The sequence below is a fragment of the Pseudomonas sp. FW305-70 genome (assembly GCF_058783925.1).
In genome coordinates this window covers 64,321-75,729 of sequence record NZ_JBYSYZ010000023.1, presented here as the reverse complement: position 1 = coordinate 75,729, position 11,409 = coordinate 64,321, and the positions used below count along the sequence as shown (strand labels likewise).

Here is an 11,409-nt window from a genome sequence, read left to right as displayed (position 1 = left end):
GAGCTATGCCGCCAACTTCAACTCGGCGTTTGGCGCCGATGGGGCGGGCACTCTGACCTATGCACTGGGCGTGGTGGCGGGAGCCTCCGGGTTGACGGACACGGCTTCGGGCCAGGCGGTGAACCTGTCGCTCAATGGCACTGTGGTCGAAGGCCGCACGGCCACGAGCAACCAGCTGGTGTTCACCGTCAGTGTCGCCGCCAATGGCAGCGTCACGCTCGACCAACTGCGCGCCGTGGTGCATTCCGACCCAAACAATCCGGATGATTCGAGGACGTTGACCGCGGACAACCTGGTGACGCTGACGGCGATCAAGACCGACGGGGACGGCGACAGCGCCCAGGCGACGCTGAACATCGGGCAGAATCTGGTGTTCAAGGACGACGGGCCGGCACTCAGTTTCGGCAATCTGATCGGGACCGGTAGCGTCCTGGCGCAATCCGGGTTCTGGAATATGGCGACTGGAGCCGACGGGCTGGGTGCGGCCGGTCTGGATATCTCGTTGGTCAACAACCAGTTCACCCTCGTCAGGCCAGACAACACGACCACGACCGGGACCGGCACGCTCACCGAGCTGGCGCAGTCACCGGATGTCAATGGCGCGTACCAGTTCGCCGGGACCTTGACCGGTGATTTCGACAACAACGTTGCAACGGCCAATACCACCGTCGACTACACGTTGACCGCCTATGCCGATGGTCGCTATGCACTGGATCTGGTGCAGGGCTTCAGTTCGACGATCGTGCTCAGCAGTGCCGACGGCTCGCTCGCTGCCGGCGGCCCGGACTCGGTGCGCACATTGTTGATTCCTCAGACGAGTAACCCGGCTATTCCTTCGACTTCCGAGGAGATCGTGTTCTTTTCCGCGAAGGCGCTTGCGTCGACTGCGGACATTCTGACCGGTATCGGGCTCGGAGCACCCGACCCCACCGAAGCCGCGCTACAGACCACCCCCCTCCCGTCGTACATAGACCCGGCGGCAATGAACGTCAGCACGTCCGGTATCGGCGTCGGCAACAACGTTTTCCAGGGAGATAACCTGGCGGCAATCAGCGCCGCCGATGAAAGTTTCGTCATCAATCCAGAGAGCCTGCTGACGGGAATGAAGGTCTTCATCGACAACTCCGTGGCGGGTTACAACACGGCGACCGAGGACCTGTACTACAGGATCTACTACGCCGATGGCACGAATTCGAGCCTCGTCGAGGTGAACACCCTGACACCGGAAGCGGGCGGGCAGGTGTCCTTCCTCGTGCAGAAGGAGGGCACGACACTGATCGACGCTGTCCAGCTGACGATGGGCCGGGGCGATGTCAAGATCCCGGTGATCCAGTTCATTCAGCAGAGCGAGAGTCTGGCCAGCGATGTCCAGCTGGCATTCAGCGCGACGCTGACGGACAAGGATGGGGACTCGGCGACGAGTACGTTTGCCGCCAACCTGTTCGCCAACGACCCGGCCAACGCCACCTTCGACTTCTCGCTGGTTGGCACCATCGGTCAGCAGGATGCGTTCAACATCGATCTGTCAGTCAATGAGAACCTGTACCAGGTCAGCGGCTTCGATGTGGGCTCGGGCGTGCAAGACAAACTGGTACTCAACGGTGACCCGAACGCTGTTGTTCAATCGATCAACAACACCGGCGCAGACAGCGTCGTGACGGTTGCCGAGACGGGCGGACAAACAACGACCATCACCTTGGTCGGGGTCGATGTTCAGAGTACCGACATCTTTTTTGGCAGCGCCTGAGGCTTTGCGCGCATGAACGGATGCGAGGGTGGCGCAGGAAACCACCCTCGCATTCTTTTTGCTGTTCTGATGCGAAATCCCCATGATCCCATGCGCTGCGAACTGCCGGGCAGCACAAGGCTTGAAGAGCGCGGAGGGTCGGTGCAGGTGGGCGAGGCAGGATTTACCGAGATCGACATCAGTCTTGCGGGGGCACTCAGTCCCGGGGCAGCTACAAGGAGGGTGGAACAGTGACGGCCAGGCCCCTGAAAGTGAAGGGCAGACCGCCTTGTATCGACCTGAAATTCAATCCAGTTCCACCCAGGCGGACTCGGTCGGTGCTTCGTTGTTGAGCCCGTGCTTGAGCGCATACATCAGCAAGTCGATGCGGTTGATCAGATCAAGCTTTTGATAGATGTTGCTGAGGTGGTTGTGCACGGTGTGCTCGCTGATCCCCAGGCGCCCGGCGATGCTTACATATTTGGCGGACGGTTCGCCTACGATGGCGCGAATCAGTTCTCTCTCGCGCAACGTCAACCGCGCCTGTTTTGCCCGCTCCAGATTGCATTTCATGGGGATATGTCCGTTCGTGGCATAGCCGCAAAGGCCACCGGCCCAGGCTCTATCCATTGCGCAGTCGCTATGGTGGACCTTGAGGATGGCCTGGATAATCGATTCTGTCGGGTCTTCCGCCAACACGATGCCGCGAGCGCCAGCCTCTATCGCCTGGGCAGCGGGGACGACTTCGTACAGACCCTTGAGCAGCAGCACTTTCATTTCGGCGCTACGGGTGAGTCCTGCGACGACATCCAGAGGATTCAGCGCATCCGGAAAGAAACTGAAAAAAATGACATCGGGCCGCAACTGATCGGCAAGATCCAGCGCCTGGGTATAGGTGGTGGCCTGTCCTGTCACTTCCATCCGGGGCTTTCTGGCATTGATCAAGTCGTGAAGGCCCATGAGTACGAGGGGGCGACAATCGATCAACATCACGCCAATTGGCTTTTTTTGGTCGGTCATCATCTTCCTGACCCCCTTGAAAAGCCCGTGATGGCTACCACCGGCAGGCGGCGCGAACGTTTCCAGAAGGCAGCCAAAGCCCGGGAGAGCAGATAAATACGAGTAATTATCAGTGGTTTACGCATGATGATTTGCTCCCTCCCGCCTCTCAACTGATTCTAGGTCAACCCGGAGCGCTACCGGCCCACCCGTCCGTCAGTCCTCGATCCAGGTCCGGTGCGGCCAGGCCTGTCCGATGCTCTCGAGAAGGGGAGTAACCCTCGAAAATCAAGGTATTAGGCCCGCCATAGATGGCCAATTGCCAAGGTCGGATCCACATCATGGTCGTCAATTAATCGACGAGTGGCGATAACTTAGGAGCGCTAATATCGGACTGGTCAATTTATCGGCGAAATCTACCTGGCCCGCCACTCAATTGCTGGAGTTCATGCATTGCTGGTGTTCCTGTTTCAGCACTTTTTTGTGCGCGACGTCTCGTTTTCAGAAACGCCTTCACCTGTTCAGAGTGAGCGTTGGGGGAGGTTCTCAAGGGAATGCCATGGCTGGCCGATAACCCTGGCAGTTACGAGCTTCTTCATCTGTGGCGGTCGGTGCATGTGCTGATTGGCGATGAGAAGCTGTTTGATGGCCAAGGGCTACCAGCTATCATCTGCGCGCCAAATCAAGGGCTGCGAAGCTGAGTCCGTCCGTGTATTTGCCTTTGGGTTCTTCTTCTTAAATTGCCTGGAAATCTTCGATGCTGTCGTATCACCAAAAGCGTTTTCTGATCGTCGATGATTTCTCGGACTTCCGCAGTTCGGTTCGCTCGATGCTGCGCGAGCTGGGTGTCAAGGAAGTGGACACTGCCGATACCGGCGAACAGGCGCTGAAAATGTGTTCGCAGAAGCAGTACGACTTCATCCTGCAGGACTTTCACCTGGGCGACGGCAAGAAGAACGGCCAGCAGGTGCTCGAAGACCTGATGGAGGAAAAGTTGATCAGCCATGAAGCGGTGTTCGTGATGGTCACCGCCGAAACCAGCCAGGCCATGGTGCTCAGTGCGTTGGAGCATGAGCCCGATGCCTACCTGACCAAGCCGTTCAACCGTTCCAGCCTGGCCCAGCGCCTGGAGCGCCTGGAGCAGCGCAAGACTTTGCTCAAGCCGATCCTGCTGGCCCTCGACCGGGGCAAGCCGATGGAGGTGCTCAACGCCTGCATCGCCCTGTGCAAGCAAGACATCCGTTACTCGCCGTTGTGCCTGCGCTATCGCGCCGATGCCTTGCGCGACCTCAATCAGAACGAAGCGCTGGAGCGGCTGTACGACGGCATCATCGCCGACCGTCCGTTGCCATGGGCGTTTGCCGGGCTGGGCAAGTTGCTGTTCAAGCGCGGTCAGGTCGGGCAGGCCAAAGGTATCTACGAAAAAGCCCTGAAAGTGTTCCCGATGATGCCGTCGCTGTATGACGGCATGGCTGAGGTGCTGGTCGCCGAAGGGGACACCAAGGGGGCGCAGCGCGTTCTCGAAGAAGCGATTCGCCTGTCGCCGCTGGCGGTGCGCCGGCAAGCGTTGCTGGGCAAGCTGGCCATGACCAACGAGGACTTCGATACCGCTTCCAGAGCCTATCGTCAGGCGGTAGCCCAAGGCGCGCAGTCACGTTTCAAGGACCCTGAAAGTAACCTCGGCCTGGCTCACGCCTTGATCAGCAAGGGCCGCGACAGGGGGCTGGATACCCGCACCCGGCTGGAAATCAATACCACGCTGAGCGCAGTGGCCAAGGACAACCCTGGCGACCCTGGCCTGCAAATTCGTGCGCGCTTGATGAAGGCCACCAGTCTGCTGATCAACGATGCGGAAACGGCCGACAAGCTCACCGAGCAGGCCCTGTTGCGCCTCGATGGCATGGAGCAGTTCATGAGTGCCGAAGCGGCGTTGCTGGTGGCCAAACAACTGAAAATGCTCGGGCAGTCCGAGGCCGGCACCGCGATGCTGAAAAACTGCGTGGAAATCTACGGCGACGATCCGGCGGTCATGAAGGACATCGCCAAGCAGACCGACGACCCGAGCATCCTCAATTCCGGCAACGCCGCCGCTGAACTCAACCGCCAGGGCGTTCGCGTCTACAAGACCGGCAACCTGGTGGAGGCCCGACAGGTCTTTCGCAAAGCCCTGGCGATGCAACCGAAGAACATCAGTATCGCCCTGAACATGGCGCAGTCGCTGTTGCACGGCACCGATACCAGCGTTGCTTCGGCGGAGCTGGAGGAATGCCGGACCTGCCTGAAAATGGTCGGCCTGATGCCCGACTCCGACGCGCGCTTTCCACGTTACCAAAAGCTCAAAAGCAAGGCGTTTGGCCAATGAACGAACATGAACAGGCACTGGATTTCTCCACGGTGATCGCCTCCACCGTACACGACATGAAGAACTCGCTGGCCATGCTGATGCAGGCCTACAGCCAGTGGCTGGCGCGATTGCCGGAATCGGCGCAGCAGACGCCGGAGCAGGGCGTGATCGACTTCGAGTTCGCCCACCTCAACGGCATGTTGGTGCAGTTGCTGGGGCTGTATAAGCTCGGCGTCAACCAGATGCCGTTGCAACCGGCCTACCACGAACTGGACGACTTCATCGAAGCGCAACTGGCGTGTCATCAAGAGGTGTTCGCCAGCCGCGGCATCATGGCCACCTATGAAGTGGACCCGCTGAGCCCGCTGGGTTTCTTCGACCGCGAGTTGATCGCGTCGGTATTGGCCAACTGCATCAACAATGCCATTCGTTTTGCACGGCATGCCGTTCTGATCAGTGTCAGTGACGAAGCCGGGCAACTGGTGTTGACCATCAATGACGATGGCGAGGGGTATCCGGCGCAGATGATCGAGCGTCAGGCCGATTACGCCCAAGGCATCAATCAAAGCACCGGCAGCACCGGCCTGGGCCTGTACTTTGCGGGGCGAATTGCTGCACTGCATCAACGCAACGGCGTGGGCGGGCACACCGAAATCAGCAATGGCGGTCCGTTGGGCGGCGGGGTGTTTCGTCTTTGCCTGCCCTGACAGGCAGCATATTTATCGACGCTGCTTGAAATTCCGAACACGCGGAGCCTATTTTGTACGGTCGCCGTTCGCGGCCCGCACAATAACAAGGATTGCGTCATGACGACCGTTGGCCTGAGTTCACTCGCGCAGCGATTGACGGGCATTGATGAAGTTGAATGTGTCACGCCGGATTTGAACGGTGTACCACGGGGCAAAGTGATGACCTCCGAGGGTTTTCTCGACGGTCGACGTTTGCAGTTGGCGCGGGGTGTGCTGCTGCAATGCATCATGGGCGGATATCCGCCGGCGCGTTTTTACGGCAGCGATGATGGCGACCTGGCGCTGATTCCGGACCCTGCACAAATCCACCGCTTGCCCTGGAGCAACCCGCCGCGGGCATTCGCCATTTGCGACGCGGACGAACTGGGCACTACCACCAGTTCCAATCTGTCGACCCGTGGCCAGCTCAAGGCAGTAATTGCCCGTTACGCGGCCCGCGGCCTGGCGCCCGTGGTGGCGACCGAGCTTGAGTTCTTCGTTTTTGCGCCTAACACCGACCCGACTCAGCCGTTCCAGCCACCGGTGGGGCAGGACGGTCGCCGCGAGGACGGTCAGTCGGCGTTCAGCGTCAGTTCCAATAACGGCTTGCGGCCGTTCTTCAATGAAGTCTACGCGTGCATGGCGGCCCTGGGATTGCCCCGCGATACCTTCATGCATGAGATGGGCGTCAGCCAGTTCGAGATCAACCTGTTGCATGGCGATCCGTTGCTGCTGGCCGACCAGACGTTCCTGTTCAAGCACCTGCTCAAGGAAGTGGCCCTCAAGCACGGCCTGAGCGTGGTTTGCATGGCCAAGCCGTTGGCGCATACGCCGGGCAGTTCGATGCATATTCACCAGAGCGTGGTCGAGATCGATTCGGGGCGTAACGTGTTCAGTGACGAGGCGGGGCAGGAGACGGCCACCTTCCGCCATTTCATTGCCGGTCAGCAAGTGTGCATGGCCGACTTCACCGCGTTGTTTGCGCCGAACGTGAACTCCTATCAGCGCTTGTGCCACCCTTACGCCTCGCCGAACAATGCCTGCTGGTCCCACGACAACCGGGCGGCCGGCCTGCGTATCCCGGCCAGTTTGCCGGTGGCCCGTCGGGTCGAGAACCGTTTGCCCGGGGCCGATGCCAACCCGTATCTGGCGATTGCTGCAAGCCTGGCGGCAGGGTTGCATGGCATCGAGAACGCATTGGAGCCAAGCGCGCCGATCCAGGGTGAATTCGAAGTGCCGGACAATCTTTCATTGCCGTGTACCTTGCATGCGGCACTTGAGCGTCTGAAACGTAGCCAGTTGGCCAAGGAACTGTTCGGCACGGAATTCATCGAAGGCTACATCGCTTCGAAGACCCTGGAGCTGAGCAGTTTCCATGATGAAATTACGCCCTGGGAACGACGTGTTTTAGCCGCCCAGGCCTGACGATCTGTCGACATCCGGCTATCGTTTAGCGATAGCCGATTCTCACTGCAAGGAGCCGCTCGGAACGCCGATGCGCCAAATCTGGAAATCCTTTCGAGCACTGTATTTCGCCTCGCTGATGATGTTGATCGGCTCGGGCCTGTTGAGTACTTACCTGGGCCTGCGCCTGGCGGCCGACAATGTCGACAGCCTGTGGGTCGGTGCGTTGATGGCCGCCAACTATTTCGGCCTGGTGCTGGGGGGCAAGATTGGTCACCGCTTGATTGCCCGGGTCGGGCATATCCGGGCCTACTCGGCCTGTGCCGGGATCGTCGGCGCGGCGGTGCTGGGCCATGGCCTGGTCGATTGGCTGCCGGCCTGGCTGTTCCTGCGGGTCATAGTGGGTCTGGGCATGATGTGCCAGTACATGGTGATCGAGAGCTGGCTCAATGAGCAGGCCGATGCCAATCAGCGCGGCATGGTGTTTAGCGGTTACATGATCGCTTCGTACCTGGGCCTGGTGCTGGGGCAGTTGATTCTGGTCATGCACCCGGCGCTGGGGCTGGAGCTGCTGATGCTGGTCGCCCTGTGTTTTGCCCTGTGTCTGGTACCTGTGGCCCTGACCCGGCGGATTCACCCTGCACCCTTGCATCCTGCACCGATGGAGCCACGGTTCTTTATCAAACGTGTCCCGCAATCATTGAGTACGGTGCTCGGGGCGGGCCTGATTGTCGGTTCGTTCTACGGTCTGGCGCCGCTGTATGCCTCGCAGCAAGGGTTGTCCACGGAGCAGGTCGGTCTGTTCATGGGTAGCTGCATTTTTGCCGGGCTGCTGGTGCAGTGGCCGTTGGGCTGGTTGTCCGACCGCTACGATCGGGCCGTGCTGATCCGCAGTTTCGCGTTCAGCCTGGCACTGGCTGCCCTGCCGCTGGCGATCATGCCGCAGGTGCCGCTGGAGGTGTTGTTCATCGCCGGGTTCCTTTGCTCGCTGGTGCAGTTCTGCCTGTATCCGTTGGCGGTGGCGTTCTCCAATGACCATGTCGAAGGTGATCGCCGGGTGTCCCTGACGGCGATGTTGCTGGTCACCTATGGCGTGGGTGCGAGTATCGGACCACTGGTGGCAGGTGTGCTGATGAAACTGTTTGGCAGCCAGATGCTCTATGCGTTCTTCAGTTTCTTTTCGTTGGTGCTGGTGTGGCGGATTCGCCCGAAAGCGGTGACCAACCTGCATCAGGTCGACGACGCACCGCTGCATCACGTGGCCATGCCGGACAATATGACGAGTTCGCCACTGGTGGCCTGCCTCGACCCGCGCGTTGATGAACAGGTGGTGCAGGATCAGATGCACACTCCGGTGAGTACCGAGCCAGAACCTGAAACCGTCACCGAAACTGAAACAGATCAGCCGCCGCAAGACCCTGATACAGGGCGGGACCCTAACTTCAGCGAGGCCAGGCCTTAAAGCCGGGGCACAAAAAAACGGGCAGTCACCGCAAGGGACTGCCCGTTTTTTGTGGAGGCTCTATCAGATGTCGTCTTTGTCGAAGCGGCGCGCTTCGCGTTGCAACTGGTAGACGAAGCGTTCGACCTGACGCTGTACCAGTCCGCTCATGTTGTGGAAGCGAACGCCGGCGAAGGTGGTGGAGATCTTTTCTTCGAAGTGCAGATAACGCAACTCGACTGGCGCCGTCATCTTGCCAAAGGGCAGGTCGGCGTTGAAGCGGTCGTACACCTGACCCAGTTGCAGGCTGCCCGTGATGTCGCCGTCGAAACGCAGTTTGCAGCCGGTAGCGGAAATATCCAGCAGCTTGCCGCTGATGGAGGTCTTGAGCTTTTCGCCGTCGAGATTGACGTTGACCAGTTGTGCCAGCTTCAGTGCCGCGCGGAACGCATTGCGGCGCTGGTGGTACACCACTTCATCGGGCAGGGTGCCGCGATAGCAGCGGCTGCCACCGGCTTCGTCGATCTTCAATTGGCCGTTGCTTTCCCAGGCAATGCGCACACCTTCGTGGAAGCCTTCGATCCTGAAAGGTTCGCCCGCCATCAGGTAGCGCTCGCCATCGCGAGGAATCATTTCGTCCAGGGCAATCATGTTGCTTTCACGGTCCAGGTCCACCAGATAGCTCTGGAAGCGCTGACTGCGCTCGTGGAACGTGATGATCAGCGGGTCATGGCTTTCGAGCAGCTGGCGCAGATTGCTGGAGATTTCCAAGGGCGTTGAGAGCACCTTGGGTGGCTGCGGAGCATCATCCACGGATAAGGCATTGGACACGGTTAATCAATCTCCAGGCAAAATTTGACTACGGCTAGCCAGCATTTTGCCAGCATCTTTCGCGTCTTGGATAGAGCGGGCACATCAAGCGGCCTAAGCCTGACTGAGCGGGCGCGGCTTAGCAAGCTTGGAGAATGTTCCGCTGGCATCATAAAGCGCCGGCGTTTCACCGGTGAGGATTTTCAGCTGGGTGGCCGTAGCGGCCTGCTGAGTGAGGATCGACTGGCCGTTGTTGGCGTTGATGGCCTGGCACTGAGCCAGGAGATCGGTCAGCACGTCACTTTGCGCCAGCAACTGGTCGCCAATGCTTGACTGGCTGGCCAGTTGCTCCAGCCCGCCGCGGTTGGTCGGCAGGTTGAGGCTGGCGAGAATTTCACTGCGCTTGCGGCCATGCTGTTCGAGCAGGACGACCAATGCCTGTTTCTGCGCCAGGATGTCCTCGAGCAATGGCATGTCACGGCCATGCAAGGCGAGGGATTCGGTCTGCAATAATTCCAGCAGTTGTTGTGCTGGAGCAAAGTCGTCGGTGATCAGTTGCAGTAAATGGGTGTCGTGCATGGCTGGCCTTGGGTTTTAAGCGTCCAAAAGCCTGGCGCCGGCGGTGGCCTAGCGCTGGGCTTCGAAGTTGAGCAGTTTGCTGGCTACACGGTTGCTGTCGACTTTATAGCTGCCATCGGCAATCGCTGCTTTCAACTCGGCCACGCGGGCCTTGTCGACGGCAGGCTGATCGCGCAGCTTGTCATTGACCTTCTGCAACTGTTGAGCCTCATTGCTGAGATGTACCGATTCCCCGCTGTTGACGGTACCGGCCTGTTCGGCCGCGGATTCCAGCGGCGCGGTTTTGCCGGTTTCGGCGCTTTCCTTGCTGGCGCTGGTACGTGTACTGCCCGTAAGGGACGAGGAGCTGTTCAAACGGCTGAAATCGATGACCATGATAAAAAACCTCTGGGAATTTGGACGCTTGCCATGGTTTCGGCCATTCCCTGGAAAACTTTAGGCTCATTTATCAATGAACCTCGCGCGCGTCAGCGCTTGCCCTGCATGGAGCACAGTCTAGGGAACAGCCGCGGCAAGCGCCACATTCCGATGAACAGAACGCCTTACATGGACACCTCCACCTGCCCCGGCGCCATGACCTGCGCCTTGATGACCCGCTGGGAGTTGAGGTTCTTCACCCTGATCTGTTCGCTGAGGCTGCCGTTCGACAGGGCTTCGCCGGGCATGCGCACGCTGAGCGTACCGCTGCGGGCGGTAATCACCACCTGATCACCCTTGCGGATCACCTCGGCCTGTTCGATATGCACCAGGGTAATCACCTGGTCGGTGACCATTGGTCGGGTCAGTCGCTGCCCGATCGCCTGGTCGAGGGAGGTCAGGTAGCCCTGGCTGATCAGGCTGATATCGCGCTCGCGCAGCACCACATCCCCAGGCTCGACAATGGTGGCACGGCGCAGTGGTCGGGCGGTGGTCACGACATCGCGAAACAGGCGGATTTGAGCGGGTACGAAGACAGTCCAGGGGGAGGCGCCCTCGCAGCGGACCTTGACCGTGACCCGTCCCAGCGGCCTGGGACTCTCCAGCGTGGCTGTCAATTCCTTGTCGCACATGGGCATGTGCATGCGCGGGTCGAGCGGGTTGACCTGGATCTCGTAGCGACCTTCCGTTTGACTGGTTGCCAGATAGTCCTCTACGGTGAATTCAAGAAAGCCCTGAGTGACGCCGATAAGCATGTCAGGCAAGGTAACCGCGTCAGCAAGGGCAGGGCTGCCAGCGTTGAACAGGCAAACAGCCGCCAGCACGCCGAGCAATTTGCGGTAGGGTGTGGTCAGGCGTCGAAAAAATGTCGGTTCTGTGTTCATAACGATTAAAAAAGCAAGCGCCGTGCCGTTTAGTGATGAAGGCGCGTCGCAACAACACTTGGCGTTGGTGTAGGAGT

The 11,409-nt window shown here is 59.6% G+C and carries 10 protein-coding genes; 5 read left to right on the top strand and 5 right to left on the bottom strand.

What is annotated here, in order from left to right:
* Positions 1 to 1,747 (top strand): DUF5801 repeats-in-toxin domain-containing protein (locus AC3WN7_RS17915; protein ID WP_256585693.1); only part of this gene is annotated, 1,747 nt, incomplete at its 5' end.
* A gap of 285 nt (positions 1,748 to 2,032) precedes the next feature.
* On the opposite strand, the gene AC3WN7_RS17910 is transcribed toward AC3WN7_RS17915, so the two are convergent.
* The gene (locus AC3WN7_RS17910) at positions 2,033 to 2,746 is read right to left on the bottom strand and encodes a response regulator transcription factor (RefSeq protein ID WP_102674719.1); all 714 of its coding nucleotides are present in this window, start codon (positions 2,744 to 2,746) and stop codon (positions 2,033 to 2,035) included.
* A gap of 736 nt (positions 2,747 to 3,482) precedes the next feature.
* On the opposite strand from AC3WN7_RS17910, the gene AC3WN7_RS17905 reads away from it, so the two are divergent.
* The 4 genes from AC3WN7_RS17905 to AC3WN7_RS17890 all read left to right on the top strand — a co-directional run bounded on the left by AC3WN7_RS17905 (position 3,483) and on the right by AC3WN7_RS17890 (position 8,663).
* Entirely contained in the window at positions 3,483 to 5,087 is a 1,605-nt protein-coding gene (locus AC3WN7_RS17905; RefSeq protein ID WP_102674718.1) for a tetratricopeptide repeat-containing response regulator, read from the top strand.
* Entirely contained in the window at positions 5,084 to 5,776 is a 693-nt protein-coding gene (locus AC3WN7_RS17900) for a sensor histidine kinase (protein ID WP_102674717.1), read from the top strand. The genes AC3WN7_RS17905 and AC3WN7_RS17900 overlap by 4 nt, the downstream gene beginning before the upstream one ends.
* Before the next feature lie 201 nt (positions 5,777 to 5,977).
* Complete coding sequence (locus AC3WN7_RS17895) at positions 5,978 to 7,222, top strand: glutamine synthetase family protein (RefSeq protein WP_172435664.1); 1,245 nt, start codon at positions 5,978 to 5,980, stop codon at positions 7,220 to 7,222.
* 70 nt (positions 7,223 to 7,292) lie between these two features.
* Entirely contained in the window at positions 7,293 to 8,663 is a 1,371-nt protein-coding gene (locus AC3WN7_RS17890; RefSeq protein WP_102674716.1) for an MFS transporter, read from the top strand.
* Positions 8,664 to 8,726: 63 nt separating this feature from the next.
* Here the strand turns inward: AC3WN7_RS17890 and AC3WN7_RS17885 are convergent, their stop codons facing one another.
* From AC3WN7_RS17885 to flgA, 4 genes are all read right to left on the bottom strand, one after another.
* Entirely contained in the window at positions 8,727 to 9,473 is a 747-nt protein-coding gene (locus AC3WN7_RS17885; RefSeq protein ID WP_102674715.1) for a flagellar brake protein, read from the bottom strand.
* 93 nt (positions 9,474 to 9,566) lie between these two features.
* Entirely contained in the window at positions 9,567 to 10,031 is a 465-nt protein-coding gene (locus AC3WN7_RS17880; protein WP_102674714.1) for a flagella synthesis protein FlgN, read from the bottom strand.
* Positions 10,032 to 10,079: 48 nt separating this feature from the next.
* The gene (flgM, locus tag AC3WN7_RS17875; protein WP_095963677.1) at positions 10,080 to 10,406 is read right to left on the bottom strand and encodes a flagellar biosynthesis anti-sigma factor FlgM; all 327 of its coding nucleotides are present in this window, start codon (positions 10,404 to 10,406) and stop codon (positions 10,080 to 10,082) included.
* 167 nt (positions 10,407 to 10,573) lie between these two features.
* Positions 10,574 to 11,332 (bottom strand): flagellar basal body P-ring formation chaperone FlgA, encoded by a 759-nt coding sequence (gene flgA / locus AC3WN7_RS17870; protein ID WP_102674713.1) that lies wholly within the window; start codon positions 11,330 to 11,332, stop codon positions 10,574 to 10,576.
* Between the last annotated feature and the right edge of the window lie 77 nt (positions 11,333 to 11,409).